This window comes from Paenibacillus sp. NPDC058174 (assembly GCF_042883865.1).
GTDB lineage: Bacteria > Bacillota > Bacilli > Paenibacillales > Paenibacillaceae > Pristimantibacillus.
This window is the reverse complement of the sequence record NZ_JBHVUY010000004.1, coordinates 176,263-192,431: the sequence shown is the minus strand read 5'-3', so window position 1 is coordinate 192,431 and position 16,169 is coordinate 176,263. Positions and strand designations below refer to the sequence as shown.

Below are 16,169 nucleotides of genomic sequence, written 5' to 3'. Positions count from 1 at the left end.
GCAGGCGCAAATAATGGTTTCTACTTGTCAAAGCCCTTCATTTCGCTCACAATAAAATTAGAAAATAATGACAAGGAGGGCTGTTGATGACCGCAACCGCAACGATAGATGCAGATCGTGTTCAGCAAGCGATAGAGGAGCATAAGCGATATTTTGCCGCCGGGACCACACAAGATGTGAAGTTTCGGATCGCACAGCTGCTTAAGCTTCGCGACGCTATCCAAAAGTTTGAACCGCAGCTTACGGAAGCGCTTTACCGGGACTTGCGGAAAGGCGATTTCGAAGCGTATGCCACTGAAATTGGTTTTGCGCTGGACAGCATCCGGCACACCGCTAAACAATTGAAGCGCTGGACGAGGCCCCGCAGGGTTAAAACGCCGCTTGTACTCATGCCCTCAACCAGCTCTATCCGCTCGGAGCCTTATGGCACGGTCTTAATTATTAGCCCTTTTAATTATCCCTTCCAGCTTTGCATGGAGCCGTTGATCGGCGCAATCGCTGCAGGCAACTGCGCACTGCTGAAGCCTTCGGAACTAACGCCGAATGTGTCCGCAGTTATCGCCCGGCTGATCGGTGAAACCTTCGATCCCGCTTACATTCGTGTCGTGGAAGGCGAGAAGGAGGTAACCTCCCTCCTCATCAATGCCCCTTTTGACCTGATCTTCTTTACCGGGAGCACCGCTGTCGGAAAAATCGTCATGGCTGCTGCAGCCAAAAATCTTGTGCCAGTCATTCTAGAGCTGGGCGGCAAAAGCCCCGTCATCGTCGACGCCTCCGCCAATCTGGATTTGGCAGCCAAGCGGATCGCTTGGGGCAAATTTATGAATACGGGCCAGACCTGTATCGCCCCGGATTATATTCTCGCGCATGCCGACATTAAGGAGCAGCTGATCGCCAAGCTGAAAGAGACGATTTCCGGCTTTTACGGAACGGATGCCGCTGCCAGCCGTGACTACGGCCGGATCGTCAATACGAGGAGATTTGATCAACTGGCGGCCATACTGGAGCAGGATCGGGCTGGCATCCGCTATGGCGGCACAGTCGACAGGGATGATCTGTATATCGAGCCCACGCTGCTCGATTCAGCTTGCTGGAAAGACGCGGCGATGGCGGAAGAGATTTTCGGCCCGATTTTGCCCATTATGGAGTATCAGGATCTGGAGGAAGCGATTAACGGCATTAATGCGCGGCCTAAGCCGCTCGCTCTTTACGTGTTCACGGAGAACCGCAGTGTGGAGCGGGAGGTGCTGAGCCGGATCTCGTTCGGAGGAGGCTGCGTCAACGATACCATTTCGCACATCATCAACCCTTATCTGCCTTTTGGCGGCATCGGCAATTCCGGTATCGGCACCTACCACGGCAAGCACGGCTTCGACCAATTCTCCCATCAGAAAAGCATCCTGAAAAAAAGCACGCTGCTGGATATCACCATTCTGTTCCCACCTTACAACGACAGGCTGAAGTGGATCAAAAGGCTGCTGAAATAGGTAGAAGACAAAAGAACGAAGGTAAACAAGGCAATCCCCCAGCTAGAACTGCTGGGGGATTGCCTTGTTTAGGGCGTTTGGAGCCTAATTGTTGCGCTATGCTAGCATGTAATTTCGAGCTCGACTGTTTATCTCTGCCGGCAAGTTACATTGGTTTGTTAGTTTATCCCTGCTGGGAAGATCATCGGGTTTAGCAGTACATCCCTGCTCCTACGCAGCTTCGCATCTCATCCGTCTCCCATTAACGAACCAGCTTCGCTATTTAACGAACCAAACTTCGCTCGCGGGGGTCAATTCAACTTCGGCTAGCATGATAGCGAATCCAGCTTCGCTACTTATGAACCTAGGTTCACGGATAGAGAAATTTAGTTCGCTGTAGCTAGGCCGATGTTCTTTTTACATCTCTATAGCGAATCTGCCTTCGTTATTTTGCGTAGGCGCTTCGCTAAATCTAGCCTAGTGCACGGCGCAAGCTGCTTCCCATTTGTCCGGTCAATACGCATTATTCAAGGTTACTTTTCGCACCGAAGGTTCTTTCCCTGCTGGGATCTAAGTTGGAGCACGACAGTCCATCTCTGCTTGGCAAGTAATTTCGAACTCGACCGTTCATCCCTGCTGGTAAGTAACTTCGAGTTCCTCCGTTCATCCCTGCCGATAAGTAACTTCGAGTTCCTCCGTTCATCCCTGCCGATAAGTAACTTCGAGTTCCTCCGTTCATCCCTGCCGATAAGTTACTTCGCGCTCCCCAGTTTATCTCTACCGATAAGTTAGATCAGGCTCCTCAGTTCATTCCTGCTGGCAAGTACACTCGCACTTCAGATTTCCCGCTTCCCCCGTTAGCGAACCAGCTTCGCTGTTTAACGAACCAAACTTCGCTCGCGGCGGTCAATCCAGCTTCGGCTAGCATGATAGCGAACCTAGCTTCGCTACTCATGAACCTAGGTTCACGGTTAGCGAAATTTAGTTCGCTGTAGCTAAGGCGATGCTCTCGCTGCAACTCTACAGCGAATCTGCCTTCGTTATTTTGCGAAGGTACTTCGCTAACCTCTCGTTAGCGCACCTGCCTTCACTATTTTGCGAAGTCTCTTCGCTAATCTCTCACTAGCGCACCTACCTTCGTTATTTTGCGAAGGCGCTTCGCTAACCTTCGAGCGCTAGCGACGAGCTGTGCGCGAACTGCCGCCGCGCACTCGCCCCATCGTGCGGACTCACATCACGCCCCGCCCCGGGGCGCGCAGTGCAGCGACGCCAAGCTGCACCAATCAGCCGCCGCTAATTTTGTTCAGCAAGCGGCTGATGTTCTGCTCCTTCTCGGCAATGAAGCGATGCATATAGTCGTTGCCGTTGCGATCGTTAAAGGCTTTTGCGAGCGCACCTATTTCCTCATCCAGCCAAGCGAGCGTAACCTTGTCAGACTCAGCAAGCTTCTTGCGGCGCTTCCTCTTCGACCATTGCTGGAGGAACAAGCGGACGGACAGCAAGTATTGGAATCGGTCCCACGGCAGCTTGCTGTCCAGTCCAAGCTGAATCGTTCGCTCGTACAGCTTGACCGCCTTGGGCATGTCCGTTACCGTAAAAAACTCCATGAACACGCCATATTCCGGCAAGTAGGAAGGTCCCTCGATAGAGCGGAACGCCCGTTTCGCAATATCAATTGCCCGGTCGAACTCGCCAAGCTTCAACAGCGGCACGATCATATTGCTGTACGTTGTCTGGGGAACGGAACGGCAGCTGAGTCTGCCATCCAGAATCGGCTTGATCGTCTGCATGCCCCGCTTCAGATGGTTGATGCGAAAGTAGTACTCACCGAACAGGTTCTGCTCGCAGGCCAGACAATCGGACAGCGAATCACGCGGAGTCTCCTTCCACTGCTTATGATAAGTAGCTGCTTCCTCCAAATGGCCTTGAGACAGCAGAAAGTTAACCTTTTGCTGATAATAGGCCCGCAGCGTATACCCGTACTGCCTGCATTTCCTCTCAAAATCCGCGAATACCGCCTCGATCTGCTCCAGGCTGAACTGCGGCAGCCGCCAAATCTGATTCAGCACCCATTTGTAATGCCACATAATGCTGTAGCTGGAATACTGCCCGGGGTTCTGCTCGAACTTAGCCAGACACCAAGAGAACGAGATGAACAAACGCTCCGGACAACCGCATTCCAGCACCGCAGCGGAATAGTCCATTCTTACATCATAAGCATCGCTCTCTGTCATGTATTGATCGGCAATGCGGATCGCTTCCTCCAAAACAGCCAGCTTCCGCTTGTCGTCGGGCATCGACCAGATTTCCCGACGCAATCCGTAATAACGCTGCTTCATCGTTCCCCTCCGTTTGCCTCGTCCAAGCCCCTGTTCATAAAATGCAGCAGCGATTCATTCATTAGCCGAAGCTCCTCCGCATTCATCGAATGATTGCCCATCAGAAGCGCCTGCGTATAGAACAGCTCAATGCAAACCTTTTGCAGCTCTGTATCTCCGGAAGCGGCCGCTTTGCGGACAATCGGATTGTTATAGTTAAAACAAAGCCGCGCATAGGGCTCATCATACAGCTCCTGCCGGATGACCTGAACAATGCTGGCAAACAGCGCATTAGCTTCCCGTTCGCTGTCATCCGCCAGCTTGAAGAGGTTGACCTCCTCATTGATCGTATATAAAGCCGGAATGTCGGCCGGTTCGAACCATCTAACCGAACAGCGGCATTGAAATCGCTCCAGCAAGGCGTCGGCCAAATCAAGAAACGGCTCCAACGCCTTATGCTCCTCGCGCTCCAAAAGCTCAAAGCGGTTCGCAATCGTCAAAATATCAAGAACAGAGACGCTTGTCTCCTCCGAAACGTCCGGAAGCTTGCGTACCAGCTCGAAATCATGCACATATCCGCCGTTGATGACCATCATCCCCTGCGATCTTGCAACGCGGGCAATCTGCCGGAACTCATCCAGCGTTGTCGTAACCAGAATTTCCGAATGGCCGGAGAGTATCTCCGACATCGTCATATCTCCATAGGAGGTCTCGAAATTGAGATAACGAATAACCAGCTCATAAAGCTCCTCGTCCTCGACCGCCATCGCCTTTAGCGAAGCATAATGAATGAGTATAATCCGCTTTAGCAGCTCCGGGTCCGTCTCCGACAGCCCGATCAGATGCTGCTTGATGCAATTACCAAGCTCGTCCCTGACCAGGAAAAACAAATCATTCTCCTGAACCGATTCACGGGAAGCAGTAGGCCGCAAGCTGTCAGCATTCAATATGCCGTTGACGAAAAAGGCCCAAGGCGGCAAAATCGTCGGCATTTTATCAGAAAGCAGCATGTTCTTCAAATAGACCTGATGCCGCTTCTCGTCCTGAAGACTAACGGCGTAAGGCAGGATGTAAGCAACGCCCTCTACACCGCCAATCGCTGAGCGGAGCGGAATGACATCCATTGCCTTGTAATAGGCCGAACGCTCGATATAGTCCAGCGCACCCTCCCGATCAAGTGTCCAGGGCGGCATCGCTTCATTAATCCACTCCTCATGTCTGCCTTCGGTCAAATAGATTGGCGTCTGCAAAAATTGACCATATCGCGTCAGCAGATCACGAACCGTATCATATTGGAAATACTCCTCATACTCCGCCTTCGCTTTCAAATAGATCGTAGTACCGATCTGGGCCTGCTGCTTCAGCTTTTTGACTGCATATGTACCGTCCGGCTTGCCCCGCCATTCAAGCGAGTCCCCATCTGCTGCGGAGCGCGTAATCAGTATAATTTCATCGCTCACAACGAAACAAGCGAGCAGCCCTACGCCAAAATGACCGATATAATCATCGGCTGCATCCAAATCATCCTTCTTCGTGGTGCTTCCAATACGCGCGAGAAATTGTTCGATCTCTTGCTGCGTAAGACCCGCTCCATTATCTTGAAAGGATAAGGTATGCGAAGACGGGAACAGTTCGACTGTTACTTTCTCCTCATACAGATGGCCGAGCTTTCTTCTAGCCGTTATTGCATCTACACCGTTTTGCAGCAGCTCTCGGATAAACACACCCGGATCGGAGTAGAGATGGTTAGAAAGCAAGTCAATAATACCTTGAAGGTTCACTTGAAAATTCATATTTTCCATATAATACCTCTAATATGTCTTAATATAATGATGTATGCTCTATAATTCTATTTTTTTCACGCCTTCACCTGCTTTATTTACTTATTTTTCTTTACGAATATAAAAAAGAAAACTTCCCTCCGACGCGATTCTCGCGCTCATGGGGAAGCTTTCTCTACTGTGATCCTCGTTACTTCCAGCGGTAAGTGCCTACCGTATTCGCAGGAAGACTGTCCGCGAATTGCCGGCCCCCGCATAACACGCGGAACGGCTGCAAAGTTTCACTCTGATTGATGACAATGGCAATGAATTCGCCATCCGGATTGCGGAATACCACATTGGTAACGGTCTCCGCAGAACCATACGTACTGCCGACTCTTACCGCTCCCCGCCGAATGAACTTCGAGAATTGGCCGAGCAGGTAATACTCCGGCGTTACCCAGCTGACGTCCGCTTGATCCGCATCCTGGATAAAGAGAGTCGGACCGGGAGTGCCCAGCCATTGATGCGTGCCGATCCGGCTGTCCAGCATCGTCACCCAAGCATTATAGCTGCAGGCGTAGTTGCGGAAATATTGCGCAATCCGGTCCGCTCCCGCCGTTCCCCAGACTGAACGCTCAGTCAAGTAGATCGGTTTATCCGGGTATGCGGCATGAAGCTCGCTCATCGCCTCCGGTGATCCTTCATAATCATGGAGGGCGATGCCGTCAGACGCTGCAAAGCCTTCCGGATCATTCAGAATTGGTGTCACATATCCCATTGCATCTATGAAATTATGATCGAAAATCCATAGCTTCGTTGCCAGTCCATGCGCCGCGAACTCACGCTTAAGTGCAACAGCCAGATCCTTCTGCCGTTCCGGCGGCATATAGCAGCTCGGATAATCGGTCTCCAGCAGCGGCTCATTTTGCATCGTCATCGCATACACCGGAATACCATGCTGCGCATAGGCTTGAATCGATTTCCGGTAATACTTAGCCAGCGCGTCGGTATAGGCATGCCCTTCCTTCAGCATGCCCCGCTTCAAATCGCCGTTCGTCTTCATCCATGCAGGCGGACTCCATGGCGATGCAAAAATCCGCACATCCGGAGCCATGGCGATCAGCTGCTGAATGGTCGCAATAATCGAAAGCTCAATATCCTTCTCAATCGTGAACCGTTCCAGTTCGAAGTCGGTTTCGCCTTCCGGCAAATCGTTATACGTATAAAACGGCTCTGCCGTGAAATCGGACGTGCCAATCGCTATACGAATCACGTTCAGTCCGATTCCTGCCTCCGGATCAACCAGTTGGCGCAGCACCTGCTCCCGCTTATCCGGAGACATTTTCGCCAAGTTGTGAATGGTCGTCTCTTCAATGGAAGTGCCGATGCCCAGCATTTCCTGGTAACGATGCTCCGGCGTCACCAGCAGCGCAGTCGACTGTGCGGCCTCGGGCGCTGTCCACGAAAGTGCGGGCTGCTGGCTCAGCCTGTGCTCCGTCTCATGCGGTCCAGTGAACCACTGGCTGCCGCCGGGCGCCAGCGAAGTGCTGTACCATACCTCTACCTCAGAATGATCGCTTGTATTCGAATTTATAGCTGCATGGTTTATCTTGTTCATATCGCTCTCTCCTTTTTCTTCTCTGTCTACTGCCTGCCTGCACAAAAATGCAATAAAGCGAAGACAGCATCGCGGCTAAGCCAAATTCAGCTTAGCCGCATCATGCTATCCCGCTATATTATTGAATGCCTTTTTCGTCAAAATATTTGTTAGCTTCGCCTTGTACATATGCCAGAACTTTCTCAACGCCTGCCGCTTTCAGCTTATCGCGGTACGTTTTCAAGGAAGTATCGACATCATTGGTCAGACCAAGCATCAACGGCTTGCCGTATTGCTCGAACACTTGGTTGACTGCTGCAAGCTCGGCTTTAACCGGCTCGTAGTCCAAGGAGATTGGTCCGAAAATATCCGGTTTGCTGATCGGCTTGAACTCTTCCTTCAGCACGTCCAGACCTTCCCAGCCGCCTTTCTCCTTCTTCATGTTCGGCTCATAACGCCAGCCCCAGCTTGCGATGTCATAACGCGGAGTTTCGTTCAGGTCCACGCCAGGAGCCGGGATGACGATCGTTTTGTCGTCTTCGCCTTTTGCCCAGTGCGTGCCTTCGATACCGTAAGTCATCAGATTGAAATAAGCTGGATCGTTACGCAATTTGTCCAATACCATCAGGGAACGTTCCGGATTCGTCGAAGCTTTCGGAATCGCCATACCGTTTGCAATTGGAATCGTCGGAATGACATAGTTGTGGAAGCGGCTGAACGGGAAGTAGCCGATTTCCATGTTCAAGCTCTTTGCCTTCACTTCATTGATGAAGCCGCCTGCGCTCGAAGGGTTACGCCAGTACAGCGCGCCTTGGCCCGTCTTAATGAAGTCGCCCGCTTCCTGTTTGGAAGACAGCGAGTTTTTGTTCCAGTAACCTTTGCTTTCCCATACTTTCATCTTCTTCACCCAAGCCTCATACTCGTCCGTGAACGGAAGCACTTGAATGTCGCGAGGTGTCGCATAGGACATCGAGCCGATGATCTCGCCCGTAATTTGCTGGAAGTCCACCGAAGCGCGGAACAGCGTTGCAATGTTCTCGTATGCAGCGCCATTGATTGGCGTTACTTTTTTCTGCGTCTTCACGGCATCCATGTAAGCTTCAATCGAATTCACGTCTGTGAACTCCGGCAGGTTCAGCTCTTTGCGCCAGTCTTCGCGGTACACATAGCCGATTGGCGTATATTCCGCGTTCGTGTTCGGCACTGCATAGATGCCGCCGCCCACAGTTACCGACTCCCAGTCCTGCTTCGGTACGTTGCCCCAAGTCGTTGGCGCGTACTTCGGCAGCAGCTCTTTCAGATCAAGGAATGCGCCTTGCTTGGACAGCTTGTAGAACTCCGCCCAGTTGGATGCAAAGATCATGTCAATCTTCTCGCCGGAAGTCAGCAGCAGGTTGTATTTCGTCTGCCAGTCATTCCACGTCGTAAACTTCAGGTCAACCGTCGTGTTCAGATCCTTCTCCAGCATTTTGTTCCATTCCGCAACGATTTTATCTTGGTTCTTGTGCGCGTCGCCAACCAGATACCAGGTCAGCTTGACCTTCTTCAATTTCTCGCCCTCGGCCTCTTTGCCGCTGTTCGTTGCTACCGGATCTCCATTTTTCTCACCGTTTGTACTAGGCTTGCTGCTATTGTTGTTATTGCTTCCGCATGCTGCAAGCAGCGAGAGAACAAGCGACAGAAGAAGAACAAGCGATACCCATTTCACTCTCTTTTTCAAATTCGACTCCTCCTTATTTATAATTGCCATCATCTATGTTAGCCGGTTGCCCGGTTCTAACCGTTACTCTATTAACCTTTAACCGCGCCTATCGTAAGCCCTTTCACGAAATACCGCTGAACGAAAGGATAGAACAGGATGACAGGACCTGTCGCCACGACGGCAACCGCCATCTTCAGCGTCTCGGTAGGCGGCACGATATTGGCTGCCAGGTAAGCGCCGTTGTTCGTCTGCAGCACAGCTGCGCTGGATAGTATCTTGTACAGCAGGAACTGGAGCGGATATTTGTCGCCGGAAGTAATGAACACGTTGGCGTTGAACCAGTCATTCCAGTAGCCCAGCGCCAGGAACAGCCCGATGGTCGCGAGACCCGGTGTCGAGAGCGGCATGATCAGCTTCCAGTAGATGCGGAAATCGCCTGCGCCGTCGATCTTGGCCGATTCCACGATGGAATCCGGGATCGACTTCATGAAGCTGCGCATCAGAATAATGTTCCATGCGCTGACGAGCGGCGGCAGAATGAGCGCCCAATAGCTGTCCTTCAGCCCCAGATGCTTCGTCATCATGATGTACCAAGGGATTAGTCCGCCGCTGAATAGCGTCGTGAAATAGATAAAGAACGAAAGCTTATTGCGGTAAACGAAGTCTTTGCGCGATAGCACGTAGCCCGCCATTGAGGTTACGAGCAGTCCCAGCAGCGAACCGACAACCGTGACGCCGATCGTCACGCCGTATGCCCGGTAAATCTGCTCCGGATTGGAAAATACCGATTTATAGGCCTCGAACGATAAAGCGTTCGGGAACAGCTTGAAGCCTTCAGCGATAATTTCGAGTTCGTCCGTGAACGAACCGGACACAATCAGCCAGAATGGAATGAGACAGATAAGCGATAGAACCGTCAGCATCGAATAGCCGATGACGTTGAAAGTAATGGTTGCACTGTCCGCTTTTATCCTCGTCACTTTATAGGAAGGAGAAGACTGCTGCGGCATGGTTTGGCGATTAGAGCTCATTGAATTCCCCCCTTAGAACAACGCGTACTCTTCGCGCGTTTTTCGGATGATGTAATTGACGGTCATGATCAGAACGAAGCCGAAGAAGGACTGGTAAAGGCCCGCCGCAGTACCCATGCCGATATCGAAGTTAATAGTCAGTGACCGGAATACGTACGTATCGATAATATCCGTAGCCTCGTACAGCATGCCGTTGTTGCCGATGATTTGATAGAACAAATCGAATTGTCCCTTCAGGATGCCGCCAAGACTGAACAGGATAAGCAAAATGAAGGTTGGCATTAGCAGCGGAAGCGTAATGCTGCGGATCTGCTGAAAAATATTCGCCCCGTCGATTTTCGCCGCCTCGTAATATTCGTCGCTGATGCTCATGATCGCCGCCAAATAAATGACGGTGCCATAGCCGATGCCCTTCCAAATATGAAAGAAGACGATAATATATTTCCAAGGCGCAGTCTCGATATAAAAGTCATACGGCTGCAAGCCGATTTGCTTCAGCACCGTATTGACGACGCCAAGATCCGAGAACAGGTTGAAGACGAATGCTCCGACCAATACCCAGGACAAGAAATAAGGAAGGAACATAATCGATTGTGCCGTCTTTTTGAAAAACTTGCTGGACAGCTGCGCCAGAAACACCGCGCAAACGATCTGCATCACATTGCCCACAATAATAAAAGCGATATTGTACAGCACCGTATTTTTAGTTAGATTCCATAAAATGCCCGACTTGTACAGAAAGGCAAAGTTTTGCATCCCGACAAACTCGCTCCCGAATAATCCGCCGTCAAAATCGAATTTGGTGAACGCGTAATACACGCCTACCATCGGAATGTAGCTGAATAAGATAAAAAACAGCAGTGTCGGAGCAATCATGAGGAACAACGTTTTGTTCCGCATTATTTCCTTGATCATTTTTCGGCCTCCCTCTTGCTCTCCTCTTTATGTGCAGTTGCTGATGTGCTGCTTCCGGACGATCACGCCGGCTGCAAAACCTATGGTAGAGGAGGAGGGAAAAACCGGCAACTAACCATCCCCGACATCACTCACTTTTTGCTTCAAACGGCGACTAACCTTTTTCGAACACGCTCTCTTTTTCCGTCACAGCCCAGTCGTATCAACGGTTTTCAGCCCTCACGGGTGAAAAAAAGAAGGCGGGGAGCAGCGCCCTCAGCCTTCCTTTTGCAGCTCCCAAAACTCATCATCGGCACTGCCGACAACCTCGACGCGCTGCTCTCCGTCTTGTTGAAGCCTGCCAGCCTTGCGGAATTCCGCCGGCGTCACGCCGTTATGTTTTTTGAACGCTTTATAGAAGTAAGGATTGTTGGCAAACCCGGCCTGCTCGGCAATATCGCCGATGGAATCATCGCTTGCAATAAGCAATTCCCGCACCCGGTTCATCCTTACCTCGTGAATATAGCCCAGAATCGTCTGGAACGTATGCTGCTTGAAAATCCGTCCAATATAAGTCGCCGACATGCCTAGCTCCTCTGCAATCATATCGAGAGACAGGTTCGGATCTGCATACCTTTCGTCCACCATCCGCTTGACTCGACCTGGCATATCATCCTGCCGCGTCTTTTTCTTCTCCTCCATATGCTTCTCCAGCCGGTCGAACAGCGCTATAAAACGCTCATTCAGCTCCGCCATCGACTCCATTCGTTCATGCATATATAAGTTCAGCAGCGGCAAATCCGGCTCACCTGCTTTGGAGGAATGCTGACCGATTATTCGAATCGCGTTTTGCAGCGCATGAGATACATGCGTAATCGCCAATTGAAAGGACATATAGGAATATTCAGCCGTTTCCCCGACAATCTCATGGAACAGCCGCTTAACCTCCGGTATGCGTCCCAGCATCAGCTCGTCGATAAGCTGCTTTTCCTTATGCAGCGGGTACTCGTAAGGCCGCTCCTTCATCCGCTCGACCGTCTCTGCATCCACAAAGCTGCCCGGGCCGTTGAACAGACGGTTGAACGAAGCCTCAATCGCTTGCTGGCACAGCCGGTGCACCGAATCCACTCCGCTGCCCGTCATGCTTGCCGAGATGGTCACCGACAGCTTCAAATACTGAGATACCGCAGTCTGAATTTCTGCCGCATCCTTGCGAATCGTCGAACAATCCCCTTCCTCCTCGCTGAGACCGCACTGAGCCAGTATCGCCACCCGGTCGTCTCCAAGATCTACGGCAGCGGTTACATAACCGCCCGCATGCAGCAGCTCCTGTCCGATATTCAAAATGCCGTAGCGGAGCAGCTTCCGGTCTTCCACTGAATATTCAGAGGTAAAATGACGGTAATTGTCTATCGTGAACAAAATAACGCGCATTGGATCGGACGGGTTCAGGCCGATATGGTAACGATCGAAAGTTTTGCGAGCCTGTTCCGCGTCGCTATGGCTGTCGCCGGACAACAGCCCTCGCAAATACGCAGTACGCATCTTTTGAAAGCTGTCACGCCATTCCTCTTCCAAATTGCCAAGCCGCAGAAGCTTCTTGTTCAGTCCATAGAACAGTCTCCGGGAAGCGATATAAGAGAGCGCCAGACCTGCCAGCAGAATCGAGCCCCCTGTCAGGATCGTCTTCAAACGCATGCTGTCGATGCTTTCGGTAATTGTCGAGTATGGAATGATGCGGATATACCGCCAACCCAGATAATCGGGAGCTGTATACGTAACGAGCGACTTTACGCCGTCTACTTGCTCTGAGAAATAGCCCGATTCATCCCGGTCATTAACCACCCGGTCGATATAAGAGGTTCCCTTCATATCCATCAGCATAGGATGCGTCCAGCTGTTCGACACCAGCCGCCCTTCCTTATCAATCAGAAACGTGTTGCTGGCATCATTCGCCAGCGATCCGTCGATATGCTTATGAAGCTGTGTTTCCTTAATGTTGACGACTACGACGTTTTTGCGGGCGTTTTGCGTCAGCGTGTCGTAGAGCAGGAACGTGTAGGTATCCCGTTCCTTTTCCGCAATGTTGCCGACCAGCCCGTCGATCAGCAGCCGGCGCGGAATCGGCATCAGCGTCTCGTAATCGTTGAGATGGCTCAGCATCTCTCTCATCTCATTGTCATAAAACTCATTTTCCGCGAACACTGTCGGCACGCTCATATCCGAGCTGACGAAAAAAGTCCGCGAGATCGCGTTATACACGTAGATAGAATCGATAAACGGCGAGGATTCGCGATAATTGGTCATTTGCTTGACCGCCGTATCAATATCCACCGCCCCGATGTCGGGAAAATTGAGCAGATTGGCGATATGCTGATCGCTGTAGATTTGTTTCGCGAACGTAGCGGCTGTCACGGCCATGACCGACGCTTCCTGCGTCGTCTGCTCTAAGCTGTTCATCGTCTGATCATACGACTGGTCGAGGGCAATCCGCTCGAAGCTGAAATACAGGATGCTGGAAAGAATCGTTATCGTTAAAAAAATGGACACCGTCGTGAACACTAATATTTTCCCGTAATACCGATTATCCTTGTCCATCTGCTTCCCCTCCCATTAAGATGAACCTTTAATGACCAGACTGGAATCAACCTTCAACTGCCGTTTGTCGGCCCATACGTTGTCATTCATTTGATCAATAAGCTTCTCTGTCAGCAAAGCGCCCATCGTATACAGGGGCTGCTGCACAGAAGTAATCGGCGGCTTGACGTAATTCGTCAGTCTCACATTGTCCACGCCTACAACGGCCATCTGCTCGGGAATCGCCAGCCCTAGCTCAGCGCAGGCTTTGTAGACACCCAGCGCCATTTCGTCATTGGCGGCAAATACAGCAGTGAAATCCTCGTTCCTCGCCCGCAGCCGCATAAAAGCCTCATATCCTTGATCCTCGTTAAAGTCGCCGTTCTCGATTAATTCCGGAACGAACGGCAGCCGGGCGTCGCGCAGCCCTTTCATATAGCCCTCCAGCCTTCCGAAGCTGTCCGTCGCATCAGCATATCCGCTGATAAAGGCAATTTTGCGATGCCCACGCTCCACCAGATGCTCAATGACCTGCTGGCCAAACTTCGCGTTGTCAGTGTACGAGCAAGGCAGCTTGGGATGATCGATGTTTCTGCCGATAAGTCCGATTGAATAGCCGTTATCGGCGACGGCCGCAATCTCCTTGTCGGACATTTTTGGCGTTATAAGAATGAGTCCGTCTACCGTATGATTGACAAGCAGCGACAGAAATTCTTGCTCCTTCTTCAGCTGATTCTGAGCGTCGCAAATTAATATTTTATAGCCTAGAGAGTTTGCCATGTTCTCGATGCCTTGAATGATTTCGGCGTAATAGAACACGCGAATATCGGAGATGACGACAGCGAGTGTCATCGTCTTCCGCGAGCGGAGCTGCTTGCCCATTGCATTGGGCGTATAGTTCAACTGCCGGACGGCGCTCAGCACCTTTTCCCGTGTCTCAGCGCCAACGAGGCTTCCTCCGTTCAACACCCGGGACACTGTCGCCACCGACACTTTAGCCAATTGTGCAACATCGGTCATCTTGCTTTCTTTCATTCGCGATCACACTTTCCATAGGTCGATACATCATTATAGAACAGAAGTGAAATCGATTACAATAAAATATAGGAGAAAAGTAGCGATTTAGTACGTTTTACAATAAAAACGATTACATGGGCAGCTTCGATATGATGCGCTTAGTATTGAAATCTAGCGTTCATTCCTCCTCTGCTTAACGCTCCCAAGTATACAAATGATTTCTGCCGCTGGTGCTTAGGGCACACATTCCTAACTCTGTTGCTGGCTGCTTCTGTACCTAAAGCATTCTATTCCCTTGCATCAAAATGTAAAAGTACATTTTGTTTCGGTCGCTGAACACCGAAATACCGTTCAAAATGCGAAAGTGCATTTTGAACGGGCGATAATCGCTCATTTGGAGCAAAATGGGGCCAACAAACTGCACATTTACATTTTGAAGCCTATAAACGGCCTTTTTCAGCTAATCAAACTGCACTTTTGCATTTTGTTTTGCCGGAAAGGGCTACAAGCAGCCCTCAAATCCAACATCCCCCTGGGAAAAAGCGTCTTCAGTCTGCACATGGTCGTGCGCCTTCTGCACTCTTACAGAAACTTGCGAAAAAGAGCCCGCAGCTATGGGGCAGTCTAATCCCATGTGCCGCAGGCTCTTTTCCCGATTTTACCTAAGCTACCCTATCTGCTGCTTTATTGCCAAGCTTCTACTACCTTCCCGCTGCCCTACGCTTTCCGGACAGAAGACTCCCGGATAATAACCTCCGAGTCGATCACAAATTGATGCTTGTCCTCGAATTCATTGTCGGTCAATCGATCGATCAATTTTTCCGCCATAATGGCGCCCATCGTATACTTTGGCTGCTCGACCGTGCTAAGCGGCGGAAGCAAATATTTCGTAATCCGGTTGTTGTCTACGCCTACGACGGCCAGATCCTCCGGAATGCGAATCCCCTTCTCCCGGCAAGCTTTATAGACACCGAGTGCCATCTCGTCATTGGCTACATAGACTGCCGTAATCGGCATTTTGGTGTCCAAAAGGCGCAGCAGTGCGGCATAGCCGCCCTCCTCCTCAAAATCACCGTTATCGATCAAGCCCGGACGAAACGGAATATGATGCTCTTTGAGCGCCTTCATATAGCCCTCCAGCCGCTCATAGGTTTCGATAGAGTCGGGATATCCGCCGATATACGCAATCTGCTCATGCCCTTGTTCAATAAGATGCTCTACCACTTGGCAGGAGAACTTCACGTTATCCGTCTTGCAGGTCGGAATCCGTTCATGCGTAACCGTCTTGCCGATAATGCCGATCGTATGCCCTTTATCCGCATATTCGTACAATATCGTATTGTCTATCAGCGGCGTTACGAGAATCATCGCATCAACTGCCCGGTTCGGAAGCAGTCCCAAATACTCCTGCTCCTTCTCCGCCTTATTGTCGGAATCGCAAATGATGACTTTGTATTTCCGGGCGTACGCCATATTCTCGATGCCTTTAATAATCTCCGCAAAATAGGAAACATTGATATCCGGCACGATGACGCCGAGCATCATCGTCCGCTGGGAGCGCAGATGCTTGGCGGCCGAATTCGGATGGTAATCCATCTCCTTAATTGCGGCAAGCACCTTTGCTTTCGTGCGCTCCTTTACGAGGGAGCTATCATTTAAAACACGCGATACGGTTGCCGGGGAAACGCCGGCCCGTTTGGCTACATCTACGATCTTCTTGTCCATGACTAGGATCAACCTTTATCGAAAAAGCTATATTTTCCTTTCATTATATGATTAAATCGATTTCAAGAAAAGCCCGGAC

Annotated in this window: 10 protein-coding genes; 1 reads left to right on the top strand and 9 read right to left on the bottom strand. The window is 50.9% G+C overall.

What is annotated here, in order from left to right:
* Positions 1-86: 86 nt before the first annotated feature.
* Positions 87-1,487 carry an aldehyde dehydrogenase gene (locus tag ACFVVF_RS20070; RefSeq protein WP_387813543.1) on the top strand — a complete coding sequence of 467 codons (1,401 nt, stop codon included), beginning with the start codon at positions 87-89 and terminating at the stop codon, positions 1,485-1,487.
* A 1,262-nt stretch (positions 1,488-2,749) separates the two neighbouring features.
* Here ACFVVF_RS20070 and ACFVVF_RS20065 read toward each other — a convergent pair.
* From ACFVVF_RS20065 to ACFVVF_RS20025, 9 genes are all read right to left on the bottom strand, one after another.
* Complete coding sequence (locus tag ACFVVF_RS20065) at positions 2,750-3,805, bottom strand: hypothetical protein (protein WP_387813540.1); 1,056 nt, start codon at positions 3,803-3,805, stop codon at positions 2,750-2,752.
* The gene (locus ACFVVF_RS20060; protein ID WP_387813538.1) at positions 3,802-5,586 is read right to left on the bottom strand and encodes an HSP90 family protein; all 1,785 of its coding nucleotides are present in this window, start codon (positions 5,584-5,586) and stop codon (positions 3,802-3,804) included. Before ACFVVF_RS20060 ends, ACFVVF_RS20065 begins: the two co-directional genes overlap by 4 nt.
* A 169-nt stretch (positions 5,587-5,755) precedes the next feature.
* Entirely contained in the window at positions 5,756-7,165 is a 1,410-nt protein-coding gene (locus ACFVVF_RS20055) for a glycoside hydrolase family 30 protein (protein WP_387813535.1), read from the bottom strand.
* Positions 7,166-7,283: 118 nt separating this feature from the next.
* Positions 7,284-8,864, bottom strand: a complete 1,581-nt coding sequence (locus ACFVVF_RS20050) for an extracellular solute-binding protein (protein ID WP_387813533.1) — start codon at positions 8,862-8,864, stop codon at positions 7,284-7,286.
* 71 nt (positions 8,865-8,935) lie between these two features.
* Positions 8,936-9,877 (bottom strand): carbohydrate ABC transporter permease, encoded by a 942-nt coding sequence (locus ACFVVF_RS20045; RefSeq protein WP_387813531.1) that lies wholly within the window; start codon positions 9,875-9,877, stop codon positions 8,936-8,938.
* A gap of 12 nt (positions 9,878-9,889) precedes the next feature.
* A complete protein-coding gene (locus ACFVVF_RS20040) occupies positions 9,890-10,792 on the bottom strand; it encodes an ABC transporter permease (RefSeq protein ID WP_387813529.1) in 903 nt (300 codons plus the stop codon).
* Positions 10,793-11,047: 255 nt separating this feature from the next.
* Complete coding sequence (locus ACFVVF_RS20035; RefSeq protein WP_387813527.1) at positions 11,048-13,369, bottom strand: helix-turn-helix domain-containing protein; 2,322 nt, start codon at positions 13,367-13,369, stop codon at positions 11,048-11,050.
* 15 nt (positions 13,370-13,384) lie between these two features.
* Complete coding sequence (locus tag ACFVVF_RS20030) at positions 13,385-14,383, bottom strand: LacI family DNA-binding transcriptional regulator (protein WP_387813524.1); 999 nt, start codon at positions 14,381-14,383, stop codon at positions 13,385-13,387.
* 699 nt (positions 14,384-15,082) lie between these two features.
* Positions 15,083-16,090, bottom strand: a complete 1,008-nt coding sequence (locus ACFVVF_RS20025; RefSeq protein ID WP_387813521.1) for a LacI family DNA-binding transcriptional regulator — start codon at positions 16,088-16,090, stop codon at positions 15,083-15,085.
* Between the last annotated feature and the right edge of the window lie 79 nt (positions 16,091-16,169).

Bases quoted from the DNA above. Each gene is read 5' to 3' on its own strand.
- ACFVVF_RS20030 (WP_387813524.1), bottom strand. From the start codon at position 14,383: ATGAAAGAAAGCAAGATGACCGATGTTGCACAATTGGCTAAAGTGTCG.
- ACFVVF_RS20070 (WP_387813543.1), top strand. From the start codon at position 87: ATGACCGCAACCGCAACGATAGATGCAGATCGTGTTCAGCAAGCGATA.
- ACFVVF_RS20025 (WP_387813521.1), bottom strand. From the start codon at position 16,090: ATGGACAAGAAGATCGTAGATGTAGCCAAACGGGCCGGCGTTTCCCCG.
- ACFVVF_RS20055 (WP_387813535.1), bottom strand. From the start codon at position 7,165: ATGAACAAGATAAACCATGCAGCTATAAATTCGAATACAAGCGATCAT.
- ACFVVF_RS20035 (WP_387813527.1), bottom strand. From the start codon at position 13,369: ATGGACAAGGATAATCGGTATTACGGGAAAATATTAGTGTTCACGACG.
- ACFVVF_RS20040 (WP_387813529.1), bottom strand. From the start codon at position 10,792: ATGATCAAGGAAATAATGCGGAACAAAACGTTGTTCCTCATGATTGCT.
- ACFVVF_RS20065 (WP_387813540.1), bottom strand. From the start codon at position 3,805: ATGAAGCAGCGTTATTACGGATTGCGTCGGGAAATCTGGTCGATGCCC.
- ACFVVF_RS20045 (WP_387813531.1), bottom strand. From the start codon at position 9,877: ATGAGCTCTAATCGCCAAACCATGCCGCAGCAGTCTTCTCCTTCCTAT.
- ACFVVF_RS20060 (WP_387813538.1), bottom strand. From the start codon at position 5,586: ATGGAAAATATGAATTTTCAAGTGAACCTTCAAGGTATTATTGACTTG.